Here is a 12,796-nt window from a genome sequence, read left to right on the forward strand (position 1 = left end):
CCATACCGCAAAGGGTAGTTCAGGAAAGTATCAATCGCAGTCAGACACCATCACTGGGCTATCGCAGGCAAAAGATAGTAATGGAACAAAAGGCTATGTTTTTGTAGGGGAATCGCTGGATTACCTTATCACTGATGGTGCCGATGACATCGTTAAGATGCTCAATGATCCAGCACTTAACCGGCACAATATTCAGGTTGCCGATGACGCAAGATTTGTTTTAAATGCGGGGAAAAAGAAATTTACCGGCACAATATCGCTTTACTACTACTGGAATAACGAAGAAGAAAAGGCACTGGCAACGCATTATGGTTTTGCCTGTGGTGTTCAACACTGTACCAGGTCACTGGAAAACCTAAAAGGCACAATCCATGAGAAAAATAAAAACATGGATTACTCAAAGGTGATGGCGTTCTACCATCCATTTAAAGTGCGATTTTATGAATACTATTCACCCAGAGGCATTCCGGATGGTGTTTCCGCAGCATTACTGCCAGTGACTGTTACGCTGGACATCATTACTGCACCGCTGCAATTTCTGGTTGTATATGCAGTAAACCAATAATCAGTAAGCGGGCAAACGCGTTTATGCTGTTTGCCCGTCCACTGATTAATTCAGCACATACTTCTCAATAGCAAACGCCACGCCATCTTCAAGGTTGGATTTGGTGACAAAGTTCGCCACTTCTTTCACCGAAGGAATAGCGTTATCCATCGCCACACCGACGCCTGCATATTCAATCATTGCGATGTCGTTTTCCTGATCGCCAATCGCCATGATTTCTTCCGGTTTAATACCTAACACGTCGGCCAGTGATTTCACACCCGTACCCTTGTTAACGCGTTTATCGAGGATTTCGAGGAAGTACGGCGCACTTTTCAGCACGGTATATTTCTCTTTCACTTCCTGCGGAATACGCGCAATAGCCTGGTCGAGGATGGCGGGTTCATCAATCATCATCACTTTCAGGAACTGGGTATTGGGGTCCATTTTCTCCGCTTCGCAGAACACCAGCGGAATGGTGGCAACGAAGGATTCATGCACCGTGTAGTAGCTGATATCGCGATTTGCTGTATACAGCGTGGTGCGGTCCAGGGCGTGGAAATGAGAACCGACTTCGCGAGAGAGTTTTTCCAGGAAACGGTAGTCGTCATAGCTGAGAGCGGTTTGCGCCACGGTGCTACCATCGGCGGCCTTCTGTACCAACGCGCCGTTATAAGTAATGCAGTAGTCGCCCGGCTGTTCCATATGCAGCTCTTTCAGGTAGTTGTGCACACCTGCATACGGGCGACCCGTCGTTAGCACGACATTCACGCCACGGGCGCGAGCTGCGGCAATCGCATTTTTAACGGCGGGTGAAATGGTGTGATCGGGCAGCAGAAGGGTGCCATCCATATCGATAGCAATGAGTTTGATAGCCATGAGTTCCCCAGGTAGATTAGTTCCTGACCCATGCTAACGCGATTCCGCTCAAAAATCAGTACAACACCCGAGGGAAAAGGGGGATGCAACGCGGGTTGCATGCTCCCCATTTGCTTAGCGGAAGAGTTTCCCTTTCAGCAGTTCCATACCTGCGGAAAGCAGATCGTTATTGGCTTGTGGTGACACTTCACCTTGCGGTGAGAGCGCATCAATAATCTTCGGCAATTGCTCTGCCAGTAAACTGGAAGCTGTACTGGTATCCACGCCAAGTTTTTGCCCGAGATCGGACACCGCATTTGTGCCGAGCGCCGATTCCAGTTGCTCGCCACTAACCGATTGATTGCCCTGTTGATTACTCAGCCAGGTTGAGAGAATGGCCCCTAAGCCGCCACTTTGCAGTTTTTCCAGCAGCACCTGAATGCCGCCCTGCTCCTCAACCCAACTTAAAATAGCCTGATATTTCCCCGCATCGCCTTTCAGAAAGGCACCGACAACTTCATCAAAAAGCCCCATGATAATCACCTGTAAAGCGTTACGTGTTGACCCAAAAAGTATAGATTTGCGGGATGATAATTGCGGATTGCAGAAATAAAAAGGGCGGAGATGATCTCCGCCCTTTTCTTATAGCTTCTTGCCGGATGCGGCGTGAACGCCTTATCCGGCCTACAAAATCATGAAAATTCAATACATTGCAAGATTTTCGTAGGCCTGATAAGCGTAGCGCATCAGGCACGCTCGCATGGTTAGCGCCATTAAATATCGATATTCGCCGCTTTCAGGGCGTTCTCTTCAATAAACGCACGGCGCGGTTCAACGGCGTCGCCCATCAGCGTGGTGAACAACTGGTCGGCAGCAATCGCATCTTTAACGGTAACGCGCAGCATACGACGGCTTTCCGGGTCCATGGTGGTTTCCCACAGCTGTTCCGGGTTCATCTCGCCCAGACCTTTATAACGCTGGATGGAGAGGCCGCGACGGGACTCTTTCACCAGCCAGTCCAGCGCCTGCTCGAAGCTGGCTACCGGCTGACGACGCTCGCCACGTTCGATAAACGCATCTTCTTCCAGCAAGCCACGCAGTTTCTCACCCAGCGTGCAGATACGACGATATTCGCCACCGGTGATAAACTCGTGATCCAGCGGATAGTCAGTATCCACACCGTGGGTACGCACGCGAACAATCGGTTCAAACAGGTTTTGTTCGGCATTGGTGTGGACATCAAACTTCCACTGGCTGCCGTGCTGTTCTTTGTCGTTCAGTTCGCTGACCAGCGCGTTCACCCAGCGGGTAACGGTCTGCTCATCAGAGAGGTCGGCTTCCGTCAGCGTCGGCTGATAGATAAGCTCTTTCAGCATTGCTTTCGGATAACGACGCTCCATGCGGTTGATCATTTTCTGCGTCGCGTTGTACTCAGACACCAATTTCTCTAACGCTTCGCCAGCCAATGCCGGTGCGCTGGCGTTGGTGTGCAGCGTTGCGCCATCCAGCGCGATAGAGATCTGGTACTGATCCATCGCTTCGTCGTCTTTAATGTACTGTTCCTGCTTGCCTTTCTTCACTTTGTACAGCGGCGGCTGAGCGATGTAGACGTGACCGCGTTCAACGATTTCCGGCATCTGACGATAGAAGAAGGTCAACAGCAGCGTACGAATGTGCGAGCCGTCGACGTCCGCATCGGTCATGATGATGATGCTGTGATAACGCAGTTTGTCCGGGTTGTACTCGTCACGACCGATACCACAGCCAAGCGCGGTGATAAGCGTCGCCACTTCCTGAGAAGAGAGCATCTTATCGAAGCGCGCTTTCTCAACGTTGAGGATTTTACCCTTCAGCGGCAGAATCGCCTGGTTCTTGCGGTTACGCCCCTGCTTCGCAGAGCCGCCCGCGGAGTCCCCTTCCACCAGGTACAGTTCGGAAAGCGCCGGATCGCGTTCCTGGCAGTCTGCCAGTTTGCCCGGCAGGCCCGCTAAGTCGAGCGCACCTTTACGGCGGGTCATTTCACGCGCGCGACGCGCCGCTTCACGGGCACGGGCAGCATCGATAATTTTGCCAACCACGATTTTCGCGTCGGTTGGGTTTTCCAGCAGGTATTCTGCCAGCAGTTCGTTCATCTGCTGTTCAACCGCTGATTTCACCTCAGAAGAAACCAGTTTGTCTTTGGTCTGGGAGGAGAATTTCGGGTCCGGCACTTTCACGGAAACGACCGCAATCAGGCCTTCACGCGCATCGTCACCGGTGGCGCTAACTTTGGCTTTTTTGCTGTAGCCTTCTTTGTCCATGTAGGCGTTCAGGGTACGGGTCATCGCCGCACGGAAGCCTGCCAGGTGAGTACCGCCGTCACGCTGCGGAATGTTGTTGGTAAAGCAGTAGATGTTTTCCTGGAAGCCATCGTTCCACTGCAACGCCACTTCGACGCCAATACCGTCTTTTTCAGTGGAGAAGTAGAAGATATTCGGGTGGATCGGCGTTTTGTTCTTGTTCAGATATTCAACGAACGCCTTGATGCCGCCTTCATAGTGGAAGTGGTCTTCTTTGCCGTCGCGCTTGTCGCGCAGACGAATGGAAACGCCGGAGTTGAGGAACGACAACTCACGCAGACGTTTCGCCAGAATTTCATATTCGAACTCGGTCACATTGGTGAAGGTTTCGAGGCTGGGCCAGAAACGCACCATGGTGCCGGTTTTTTCAGTCTCGCCGGTAACCGCCAGCGGAGCCTGCGGTACACCGTGTTCGTAGATCTGACGGTGAATTTTACCCTCGCGCTGGATAACCAGCTCCAGTTTTTGCGACAGGGCGTTTACTACCGAAACACCAACGCCGTGCAGACCGCCGGACACTTTATAGGAGTTATCGTCAAATTTACCGCCTGCGTGCAGAACGGTCATGATCACTTCCGCCGCCGATACGCCCTCTTCCGGGTGAATACCGGTCGGAATACCGCGCCCGTCATCCTGTACAGAGACAGAGTTATCGGCGTGAATGGTGACGATAATTTCTTTACAGTGACCCGCGAGCGCTTCGTCGATAGCGTTATCTACCACCTCGAATACCATGTGGTGCAGACCGGTACCGTCATCCGTGTCGCCGATATACATACCCGGGCGCTTACGCACCGCATCCAGCCCTTTCAGGACTTTGATACTGGAGGAGTCATAAGAATTCGACATCAACGTTTCTCGCTCATTTATACTTGGGTTAATCCGTTATTTTACCCTTTTCCACGGTAAACATCTTCGAATTTTCGTCCGACATGTCTATAACGTGTTCAGCACTGATCGCGCTGACAAAGACCTGTGATTGCGTCGCTTTTAAGCGGCTGGCAAGCAGCCCGCGACGCTCATCATCAAGCTCAGAGGCAAAATCATCTATCAGGTAGAGACACCGCCGCCCGCTTTCACGGGTGAGGAACTCTCCTTGCGCCAGACGTAAGGCGCACATCAACAGCTTAAGCTGCCCACGCGATAAGGTATCTTCCACCGGCGCACCGTCGGCGCGAATGCGTAAGTCCGCTTTATGCGGGCCATGCGCGGTGTAGGTTAGCTGGCGATCGCGTTCAAAATTACGTTCCAGCACCTCAGCATATTCTGTCTCTTTCTCCCAGCCGCGCTGGAAAGAGAAAGTCAGAGAAAACTCAGGGAGAAATTGCTTACAGGTATCGGCCATATCGGCCGCGATACCGGCGCTATACTCCGCGCGCCAGGTGCTGATTTGCTCCGCCAGCGGGATCAGTTCTTTATCCCACGGGCGTAGCTGTTCGTAACGTGTCACCTGGCGCAGCGCCGCATTGCGCTGCTTGAGCAATCGCTTGAGATTGCTCCAGGCGGTGAAAAATCCGGGTTCGTTGTGAAAGCATCCCCAGTCGAGGAATGCTCTTCTGTATTTGGGGCCGCCGTTGAGTAAAGTAAACCCTTCTGGCGTTATCAGCTGCATTGGCATCAGGTGCGCCAGTTCCGCGACTTTATGCCCGTCAGTACCGTCGATGCGGACTTTGCTGTCGCCCTGTTTGTCCTTGGTTAAGCCAATCGCCGTCTCGCGCTCTTCGCCCTGTAATCGCCCATGGAGAACAAATGCCTCCTGCTCATGGCGAATGACGCGACCAATCTGCAAACTGCGAAACGCCCGACCATGGCCGAGCGTATAGATGGCTTCCAGCACGCTGGTTTTGCCACTGCCGTTGGCACCTACCAGAAAGTTAAAGCCGGGAGATAAAGCGAGATCCGCGGTTTCAATGTTGCGGAAATCGCGGATCAACAAGCGGGTGAGGGACATTACAGTCTCATTGGCATGACAACATAGGCAGCCGACTGTGATGCGGCATCTTCAATCTGCACGCTGGAAACCGAATCGGTCAGCATCATGCGGACGTTTTCGCATTTCAGCGCGTTCAGAACATCCAGCACATAGCTGACGTTGAAGCCGATTTCCATCTCCGCACCGCTATAGGTAACGTCGAGGATCTCTTCCGCTTCTTCCTGTTCCGGGTTGTTGGCGGTGATTTTCAGCTGGTTTTCGCTGGCATACAGGCGCACGCCGCGGAATTTCTCGTTAGAGAGAATTGCCGCACGGGCAAACGCCTGCTTGAGCAGATCGCAGCCAGCTTCCAGATGTTTGTCCGGATTCTTCGGCAGAACGCGGCGGTAATCCGGGAAGCGACCATCCACCAGTTTGGAGGTGAAGATAAAGTCGCCAACGTGGGCGCGAATATTGTTGCTGCCAATCTGCACGCGCAGCGGATTGTCGCCGCCGTCGAGCATACGCATCAGTTCAATCACGCCTTTACGCGGTACGATCACCGAATGGCTTGGCAAAGATTGACCAATTGGCATTGAACAGACCGCCAGACGGTGGCCGTCGGTTGCCACGGTGCGCAGTTCTTCACCTTCGGTTTCAAACAGCATACCATTTAAGTAATAGCGAACGTCCTGATGCGCCATCGAAAACTGGGTCGCTTCAATCAGACGCTTCATCGTTGCCTGCGGCAGGGTAAATTCGACTTCACTCTGCCAGTCATCGAGGTTCGGGAAATCCGCCGCTGGCAGGGTAGACAGCGAAAAACGGCTACGCCCGGAGCGCACCAGCATCCGCTCACCTTCCAGCTGCACGGCAATTTCCGCGCCTTCAGGCAGACCACGGCAGATATCAAAGAATTTGCGCGCCGGAACGGTCGTCGCTCCTGGCTCGTGTGGCTGAACCAGCGCAACGCGTGCCACCATTTCCATCTCGAGATCAGTACCGGTCAGCGACAACGTACCGTCAGCAACCTGTAACAGCAGATTACCGAGAATCGGTAGCGTAGGACGACCACCTAACGGACCGCTCACCTGTTGTAGCGGTTTTAATAAATGCTCACGTTCTACGGTAAATTTCATAGGTTTACGATGACAATGTTCTGATTAAATTTGAAAAATCTTCTTTGATATCGTGGCTCTCTTCACGCAACTGCTCGATCTTACGGCAGGCATGAAGCACCGTCGTGTGGTCACGACCACCAAACGCATCGCCAATCTCCGGCAGACTGTGGTTAGTCAGCTCTTTCGCCAGCGCCATCGCCATCTGGCGCGGACGCGCCACCGACCGGGATCGACGCTTGGAAAGGAGATCCGCAACTTTGATCTTGTAGTACTCCGCCACCGTCTTCTGAATATTGTCGATGGTGACCAGTTTTTCCTGCAATGCCAGCAAGTCGCGCAGCGCCTCACGCACGAAGTCGATGGTGATCGCCCTTCCGGTAAAGTTGGCGTTGGCAATGACGCGGTTCAGCGCCCCTTCCAGCTCACGTACGTTAGATCGTAGACGCTTGGCGATAAAGAACGCCACTTCACCCGGCAAACGAATGTCGTTTTCGTCGGCCTTTTTCATCAGGATCGCCACACGGGTTTCCAGCTCTGGCGGTTCGATCGCCACAGTCAGTCCCCAACCGAAGCGGGATTTCAAACGATCCTCAACGCCGTTGATCTCTTTCGGATAGCGATCCGAGGTGAGAATGATCTGTTGATTACCTTCCAGCAGGGCGTTGAAGGTGTGGAAAAACTCTTCCTGAGATCGTTCTTTATTAGCAAAAAACTGAATATCGTCGATCAGCAGTGCATCTACGGAACGGTAGTAGCGTTTAAACTCTTCGATCGCGTTGTTTTGCAGGGCTTTAACCATGTCCTGAACAAAGCGCTCGGAGTGCATATAAACCACTTTGGCATTCGGCTTGCGCGCCATAATGCCGTTACCCACCGCATGCAGCAGGTGAGTTTTACCCAGACCCGTGCCGCCATAAAGGAACAACGGGTTATAGGCACCGCCAGGGTTATCCGCCACCTGGCGAGCCGCCGCGCGCGCCAGTTGGTTAGATTTACCTTCAACGAAGTTATCAAACGTGTGTTTGACGTTTACGTTAGAACGATAGGTCGGTTCTGCCGGGGCCGGGACGTTATCCCAACCTGAGCGCGTAGAAGGCGCAGCACGTTGCGGCTGCGTTTGCGCCACCTGTGCAGGGGCCGCGACGTTGCTCGTCACTGCCGCTTGTGGCGTTTGCGTCACCGGTTTGGTGCCGACTTCAAAACGCAGCTGTGGGGCATCCGCTCCGCAGAAACTGGTTAGCAGTCCATTGATATTATTAAGGTACTTGTCCCGTACCCAATCGAGGACAAAACGGTTTGGCGCGTACAGGGCCAGCGTGTTATCGCTCAGTTCCGCCTGCAATGGGCGTATCCACATACTGAATTCTGTGGCTGGTAACTCATCCTGCAATCGGGCAAGACACTGCTGCCAAAGCGAAAGTGACACGGCGGACTCCACTCGAACAAAAGTCGATAATGACTAAGGCTGAAACATTCATGATTGTTGACGTACGTCGAAAAGACCCTGCTTGAGGGTGACGCACGAACCGCTGTCTGCGGTTATATGCCCGATCAAGATCCTGCAAAACGATCGGGACCGCGGATCATAGCCTAAACTGCGCAAGAGATCTTCTGTTTCTCACAGATTTTCCCGATTTATCCACAGGACTTTCCAGAACTCGCTAAGTGTAAACGATCCTGCCGCGAGGCGGGCACGATTTACGCCGCATATTGGAAAATTTAATGACCATAGACAAAAATTGGCTTAATCGATCTAATAAAGATCCAGGACGATCCTTGCGCTTTACCCATCAGCCCGTATAATCCTCCACCCGGCGCGCCATGCTGGTTTTCACTGGTGTGAGGTCGTACATTTTCCCTGCGAAAAGGTGCGGAAAAGCGCGGTAAATAAGGAAAGAGAATTGACTCCGGAGTGTACAATTATTACAATCCGGCCTCTTTAATCACCCATGGCTTCGGTGTCCATCGTTTCATTTTTCGGCGGATATCCAATAAAGCCATTGAATTTATTCAAGTTTAGGTAGAAATCGCCATGAAACGCACTTTTCAACCGTCTGTACTGAAGCGCAACCGTTCTCACGGCTTCCGTGCTCGTATGGCTACTAAAAATGGTCGTCAGGTTCTGGCACGTCGTCGTGCTAAAGGCCGCGCTCGTCTGACCGTTTCTAAGTAATAAAGCTAACCCCTGAGTGGTTAAGCTCGCATTTCCCAGGGAGTTACGCTTGTTAACTCCCAGTCAATTCACATTCGTCTTCCAGCAGCCACAACGGGCTGGCACGCCGCAAATTACCATTCTCGGCCGCCTGAATTCGCTGGGGCATCCCCGTATCGGTCTTACAGTCGCCAAGAAAAACGTTCGACGCGCCCATGAACGCAATCGGATTAAACGTCTGACGCGTGAAAGCTTCCGTCTGCGCCAACATGAACTCCCGGCTATGGATTTCGTGGTGGTGGCGAAAAAAGGGGTTGCCGACCTCGATAACCGTGCTCTCTCGGAAGCGTTGGAAAAATTATGGCGCCGCCACTGTCGCCTGGCTCGCGGGTCCTGATAGCCCTCATTCGGGTCTATCAACGCCTGATTAGTCCGCTACTCGGGCCGCATTGTCGTTTCACTCCAACCTGTTCAAGCTACGGAATTGAGGCATTGCGCAGGTTTGGAGTGATAAAAGGCAGTTGGTTGACGGTGAAACGCGTATTAAAATGCCACCCTTTACACCCTGGTGGTGACGATCCCGTCCCGCCCGGACCATTTGATACCAGAGAACACTAACGATGGATTCGCAACGCAATCTTTTAGTCATCGCTTTGCTGTTCGTGTCTTTCATGATCTGGCAAGCCTGGGAGCAGGATAAAAACCCGCAACCTCAGGCCCAACAGACCACGCAGACAACGACCACCGCAGCGGGTAGCGCCGCCGACCAGGGCGTACCGGCCAGTGGCCAGGGGAAACTGATCTCGGTTAAGACCGACGTGCTTGATCTGACCATCAACACCCGTGGTGGTGATGTTGAGCAAGCTCTGCTGCCTGCTTACCCGAAAGAGCTGAACTCTACCCAGCCGTTCCAGCTGCTGGAAACTTCACCGCAGTTTATTTATCAGGCACAGAGCGGTCTGACCGGTCGTGATGGCCCGGATAACCCGGCTAACGGCCCGCGTCCGCTGTATAACGTTGAAAAAGACGCTTATGTGCTGGCTGAAGGTCAAAACGAACTGCAGGTGCCGATGACGTATACCGACGCGGCAGGCAACACGTTTACCAAAACGTTTGTCCTGAAACGTGGTGATTACGCTGTCAACGTCAACTACAACGTGCAGAACGCTGGCGAGAAACCGCTGGAAATCTCCACCTTTGGTCAGTTGAAGCAATCCATCACTCTGCCACCGCATCTCGATACCGGAAGCAGCAACTTCGCACTGCACACCTTCCGCGGCGCGGCGTACTCCACGCCTGACGAGAAGTACGAGAAATACAAGTTCGATACCATTGCCGATAACGAAAACCTGAACATCTCTTCGAAAGGTGGTTGGGTGGCAATGCTGCAACAGTATTTCGCGACGGCGTGGATCCCGCATAACGACGGTACCAACAACTTCTATACCGCTAATCTGGGTAACGGCATCGCCGCTATCGGCTATAAATCTCAGCCGGTACTGGTTCAGCCTGGTCAGACTGGCGCGATGAACAGCACCCTGTGGGTTGGCCCGGAAATCCAGGACAAAATGGCAGCTGTTGCTCCGCACCTGGATCTGACCGTTGATTACGGTTGGTTGTGGTTCATCTCTCAGCCGCTGTTCAAACTGCTGAAATGGATCCATAGCTTTGTGGGTAACTGGGGCTTCTCCATTATCATCATCACCTTTATCGTTCGTGGCATCATGTACCCGCTGACCAAAGCGCAGTACACCTCCATGGCGAAGATGCGTATGCTGCAGCCGAAGATTCAGGCAATGCGTGAGCGTCTGGGTGATGACAAACAGCGTATCAGCCAGGAAATGATGGCGCTGTACAAAGCTGAGAAGGTTAACCCGCTGGGCGGCTGCTTCCCGCTGCTGATCCAGATGCCAATCTTCCTGGCGTTGTACTACATGCTGATGGGTTCCGTTGAACTGCGTCAGGCACCGTTTGCACTGTGGATCCACGACCTGTCGGCACAGGACCCGTACTACATCCTGCCGATCCTGATGGGCGTAACGATGTTCTTCATTCAGAAGATGTCGCCGACCACAGTGACCGACCCGATGCAGCAGAAGATCATGACCTTTATGCCGGTCATCTTCACCGTGTTCTTCCTGTGGTTCCCGTCAGGTCTGGTGCTGTACTATATCGTCAGCAACCTGGTAACCATTATTCAGCAGCAGCTGATTTACCGTGGTCTGGAAAAACGTGGCCTGCATAGCCGCGAGAAGAAAAAATCCTGATTCGGTGAGTTTTCGCTAAAATAAGGGCGGTCAGTTGACCGCCTTTTTTCTTTTCGTAGGGCGGATAAGCACCGCGCATCCGCCACACAAAGCAACAGGAACATCATGAGCGATAATGACACTATCGTAGCCCAGGCCACGCCTCCGGGACGTGGCGGCGTTGGCATCCTGCGCATCTCCGGCTTCAAAGCCCGTGAAGTTGCCGAAACCGTGCTGGGTAAACTACCTAAGCCGCGCTACGCCGATTATCTTCCGTTTAAAGACGCCGACGGCAGCGTGCTCGATCAGGGGATTGCGCTATGGTTCCCTGGCCCGAACTCGTTCACCGGCGAAGATGTGCTGGAACTGCAAGGTCATGGCGGTCCGGTGATCCTCGACCTGCTGTTAAAACGCATTCTGACCATTCCCGGCCTGCGGATTGCTCGCCCTGGTGAGTTTTCCGAACGCGCGTTTCTTAACGATAAACTCGACTTAGCCCAGGCCGAGGCGATTGCCGATCTTATCGACGCCAGTTCGGAACAGGCGGCCCGTTCGGCACTTAACTCGCTGCAAGGCGCATTCTCCGCACGGGTCAACCATCTGGTGGAAGCCCTCACCCACTTGCGCATTTACGTCGAAGCGGCAATTGATTTCCCTGATGAAGAGATCGATTTCCTCTCCGACGGCAAAATTGAAGCCCAGCTTAATGACGTGATTGCCGATCTCGATGCAGTGCGTGCTGAAGCACGTCAGGGTAGTTTGTTGCGCGAAGGGATGAAGGTGGTGATTGCCGGACGTCCTAACGCCGGTAAATCGAGCCTGTTAAACGCGCTGGCGGGCCGTGAAGCAGCAATCGTAACTGATATCGCCGGAACCACACGTGACGTGCTGCGTGAGCATATCCACATTGACGGAATGCCGCTGCATATCATCGATACCGCTGGGCTACGTGAAGCCAGTGACGAAGTGGAACGTATTGGTATCGAGCGCGCGTGGCAGGAAATTGAACAGGCCGACCGCGTGCTGTTTATGGTCGATGGCACCACAACAGACGCCGTGGATCCGGCAGAGATCTGGCCGGAATTTATCGCCCGTCTGCCAGCGAAACTGCCGATCACCGTGGTGCGCAATAAAGCCGATATCACCGGCGAAACGCTGGGAATGAGTGAAGTGAACGGTCACGCGTTAATTCGTCTCTCGGCAAGGACAGGTGAAGGCGTGGAGGTGCTGCGTAACCATCTCAAACAGAGCATGGGCTTTGACACCAACATGGAAGGCGGCTTCCTGGCGCGTCGTCGCCACCTACAGGCGCTGGAACAGGCAGCGGAGCATTTGCAGCAAGGTAAAGCGCAACTGTTAGGTGCCTGGGCGGGTGAACTGCTGGCGGAAGAGTTGCGCCTGGCACAGCAGAACTTAAGCGAAATCACCGGGGAATTTACTTCAGACGACCTGCTGGGGCGGATTTTCTCCAGCTTCTGTATTGGTAAGTAACCGCGCTTACGAAGCCGTATTCTGACTGTCAGATGCGGCTTCGCTTCATTGTTAGCACTCCTGTTATTCCTCAACCCTTTTTTTAAACATTAAAATTCTTACGTAATTTATAATCTTAAAAAAAAGCATTTAG

13 protein-coding genes are annotated in these 12,796 nt (G+C 53.1%); 7 read left to right on the forward strand and 6 right to left on the reverse strand.

Annotated features, from left to right (window positions below; all coding sequences use genetic code 11):
- Window positions 1-565 (forward strand): protein YidX (gene yidX / locus E0D98_RS05630; protein ID WP_068600059.1); only part of this gene is annotated, 565 nt, incomplete at its 5' end.
- A gap of 45 nt (window positions 566-610) precedes the next feature.
- On the opposite strand, the gene yidA is transcribed toward yidX, so the two are convergent.
- From yidA to dnaA, 6 genes are all read right to left on the reverse strand, one after another.
- Complete coding sequence (gene yidA / locus E0D98_RS05635) at window positions 611-1,423, reverse strand: sugar-phosphatase (RefSeq protein ID WP_000985549.1); 813 nt, start codon at window positions 1,421-1,423, stop codon at window positions 611-613.
- Between the two features lie 114 nt (window positions 1,424-1,537).
- Window positions 1,538-1,936, reverse strand: coding sequence for a YidB family protein (locus E0D98_RS05640; RefSeq protein ID WP_000522208.1), 399 nt, complete (start codon window positions 1,934-1,936; stop codon window positions 1,538-1,540).
- Between the two features lie 239 nt (window positions 1,937-2,175).
- Window positions 2,176-4,590 carry a DNA topoisomerase (ATP-hydrolyzing) subunit B gene (gyrB, locus tag E0D98_RS05645; protein WP_000072067.1) on the reverse strand — a complete coding sequence of 805 codons (2,415 nt, stop codon included), beginning with the start codon at window positions 4,588-4,590 and terminating at the stop codon, window positions 2,176-2,178.
- A gap of 28 nt (window positions 4,591-4,618) precedes the next feature.
- The gene (gene recF, locus E0D98_RS05650) at window positions 4,619-5,692 is read right to left on the reverse strand and encodes a DNA replication/repair protein RecF (protein ID WP_000060112.1); all 1,074 of its coding nucleotides are present in this window, start codon (window positions 5,690-5,692) and stop codon (window positions 4,619-4,621) included.
- Window positions 5,692-6,792: a DNA polymerase III subunit beta gene (dnaN, locus tag E0D98_RS05655; protein ID WP_050876999.1), complete on the reverse strand. Its 1,101-nt coding sequence runs from the start codon at window positions 6,790-6,792 to the stop codon at window positions 5,692-5,694. The genes recF and dnaN overlap by 1 nt, the downstream gene beginning before the upstream one ends.
- A gap of 4 nt (window positions 6,793-6,796) precedes the next feature.
- Window positions 6,797-8,200 carry a chromosomal replication initiator protein DnaA gene (gene dnaA / locus E0D98_RS05660; RefSeq protein ID WP_000059111.1) on the reverse strand — a complete coding sequence of 468 codons (1,404 nt, stop codon included), beginning with the start codon at window positions 8,198-8,200 and terminating at the stop codon, window positions 6,797-6,799.
- A 296-nt stretch (window positions 8,201-8,496) separates the two neighbouring features.
- On the opposite strand from dnaA, the gene E0D98_RS05665 reads away from it, so the two are divergent.
- The 6 genes from E0D98_RS05665 to mnmE all read left to right on the forward strand — a co-directional run bounded on the left by E0D98_RS05665 (window position 8,497) and on the right by mnmE (window position 12,663).
- A complete protein-coding gene (locus tag E0D98_RS05665) occupies window positions 8,497-8,577 on the forward strand; it encodes a protein YsdD (RefSeq protein WP_120795392.1) in 81 nt (26 codons plus the stop codon).
- Window positions 8,578-8,806: 229 nt separating this feature from the next.
- Window positions 8,807-8,947, forward strand: coding sequence for a 50S ribosomal protein L34 (rpmH, locus tag E0D98_RS05670; protein ID WP_000831330.1), 141 nt, complete (start codon window positions 8,807-8,809; stop codon window positions 8,945-8,947).
- Between the two features lie 16 nt (window positions 8,948-8,963).
- Window positions 8,964-9,323: a ribonuclease P protein component gene (rnpA, locus tag E0D98_RS05675; RefSeq protein ID WP_000239730.1), complete on the forward strand. Its 360-nt coding sequence runs from the start codon at window positions 8,964-8,966 to the stop codon at window positions 9,321-9,323.
- Window positions 9,287-9,544 carry a membrane protein insertion efficiency factor YidD gene (yidD, locus tag E0D98_RS05680; RefSeq protein WP_001307474.1) on the forward strand — a complete coding sequence of 86 codons (258 nt, stop codon included), beginning with the start codon at window positions 9,287-9,289 and terminating at the stop codon, window positions 9,542-9,544. The genes rnpA and yidD overlap by 37 nt, the downstream gene beginning before the upstream one ends.
- Before the next feature lie 2 nt (window positions 9,545-9,546).
- Complete coding sequence (gene yidC / locus E0D98_RS05685) at window positions 9,547-11,193, forward strand: membrane protein insertase YidC (RefSeq protein ID WP_000378258.1); 1,647 nt, start codon at window positions 9,547-9,549, stop codon at window positions 11,191-11,193.
- Window positions 11,194-11,298: 105 nt separating this feature from the next.
- The gene (gene mnmE / locus E0D98_RS05690) at window positions 11,299-12,663 is read left to right on the forward strand and encodes a tRNA uridine-5-carboxymethylaminomethyl(34) synthesis GTPase MnmE (RefSeq protein WP_001282347.1); all 1,365 of its coding nucleotides are present in this window, start codon (window positions 11,299-11,301) and stop codon (window positions 12,661-12,663) included.
- The last annotated feature ends 133 nt before the right edge of the window (window positions 12,664-12,796 follow it).

Source organism: Escherichia sp. KCJ4928 (assembly GCF_004352695.1).
Taxonomy (GTDB): domain Bacteria; phylum Pseudomonadota; class Gammaproteobacteria; order Enterobacterales; family Enterobacteriaceae; genus ECMA0423.

What these genes read in the sequence shown, in the direction of transcription:
- recF (WP_000060112.1), bottom strand. Translation starts at nt 5,692, where the DNA reads ATGTCCCTCACCCGCTTGTTGATCCGCGATTTCCGCAACATTGAAACC.
- yidC (WP_000378258.1), top strand. Translation starts at nt 9,547, where the DNA reads ATGGATTCGCAACGCAATCTTTTAGTCATCGCTTTGCTGTTCGTGTCT.
- gyrB (WP_000072067.1), bottom strand. Translation starts at nt 4,590, where the DNA reads ATGTCGAATTCTTATGACTCCTCCAGTATCAAAGTCCTGAAAGGGCTG.
- rpmH (WP_000831330.1), top strand. Translation starts at nt 8,807, where the DNA reads ATGAAACGCACTTTTCAACCGTCTGTACTGAAGCGCAACCGTTCTCAC.
- mnmE (WP_001282347.1), top strand. Translation starts at nt 11,299, where the DNA reads ATGAGCGATAATGACACTATCGTAGCCCAGGCCACGCCTCCGGGACGT.
- yidD (WP_001307474.1), top strand. Translation starts at nt 9,287, where the DNA reads ATGGCGCCGCCACTGTCGCCTGGCTCGCGGGTCCTGATAGCCCTCATT.
- E0D98_RS05640 (WP_000522208.1), bottom strand. Translation starts at nt 1,936, where the DNA reads ATGGGGCTTTTTGATGAAGTTGTCGGTGCCTTTCTGAAAGGCGATGCG.
- E0D98_RS05665 (WP_120795392.1), top strand. Translation starts at nt 8,497, where the DNA reads ATGACCATAGACAAAAATTGGCTTAATCGATCTAATAAAGATCCAGGA.
- dnaN (WP_050876999.1), bottom strand. Translation starts at nt 6,792, where the DNA reads ATGAAATTTACCGTAGAACGTGAGCATTTATTAAAACCGCTACAACAG.
- yidA (WP_000985549.1), bottom strand. Translation starts at nt 1,423, where the DNA reads ATGGCTATCAAACTCATTGCTATCGATATGGATGGCACCCTTCTGCTG.